Raw genomic sequence first — 1,020 nt, forward strand, 5'->3', positions numbered from 1 at the left:
GGCGGGGTCGACGGACCCGCCTGCACGCTGGGCCCAGAGGGTGCCCGCCTGGAAGTACGTCACGAAGTCGACGGTCTTCTCCCGCTCGGCGGTGTCGGTGATCGACGACATCCCCACGTTGAAGCTGCCGCCGCCGACCGAGGACATGATGCTTTCGAACGCCGTCTCGCGGTAGTCCGGCGTCAGGCCGAGCACCCGGGTGATTGCGTTCATCAGGTCGACGTCGAAGCCGACGATCTTGCCGGACGAATCCTCGAACTCGTTGGGCGCGTACGGCGTATTGACGCCGATCACCAGGCGGCCCGTCGCACGGACGTCCGGTGGCACGGTCGCGGCGATCTGCGGCACCGCGCCGTCGGGCGCCACTGCGGGCACCGTCGACTCGGCCACCCCGGCCGGCTTGGTGTCCCGGGCGGGCGAACCCCACATGTGCCATGCCCCGAACGCGCACAGGCCGGCCAGCACCACGACCGCGCTCGACACCACCAGCGCGCGCCACGGCGTGGGATGGTGACCGGTCGGCACGGGCGCGGAATGCCGTCCGCTGGTCCGGATCGAACGAGCCCGCGGGACCGGTGCGGTCAACGCCCGCCGCGCAGCGCCCGCCAGCTGGGCGGCGGTCTGGTACCGCTTGATCGGCTTCTTCGCCATGCCCGTGGCGATGACGTCGTCGAACGCGCCGAGCTTCGGATCGGTGGCCGAGGGCTTCGGCGGCGGCGACATCATGTGCCCGGCGATCTGCTGCTCGAGGCTGTCGGCCTGGTACGGCCGGACCCCGGTGAGCAGCTCGTAGAGCACGCACGCCAGCGCGTAGGTGTCCGCGCGGCCGTCGATCGGCCCGCCCTCGAACCGCTCCGGAGCCATGTAACCCAACGTGCCCAGGGTGTTGCCCGCCGTGGTCATCCCCGCCTCGCCCGCCGTGCGGACCAAGCCGAAGTCGATGAGGTAGGCGAAGTCCCTGTCGGTCAGCAGGATGTTCGACGGCTTGACGTCGCGGTGGATCAGACCCTTGGCGTGCGC

At 70.9% G+C, this 1,020-nt stretch carries 1 protein-coding gene; it reads right to left on the reverse strand.

Going from position 1 to position 1,020, the window contains the following annotated elements; all coding sequences use genetic code 11:
* Window positions 1-1,020, reverse strand: a 1,020-nt coding sequence (locus ACLE20_RS15465; RefSeq protein WP_410941207.1) for a protein kinase domain-containing protein, incomplete at both ends; no start/stop codon positions are given.

It is taken from the genome of Rhizobium sp. YIM 134829 (assembly GCF_046546455.1).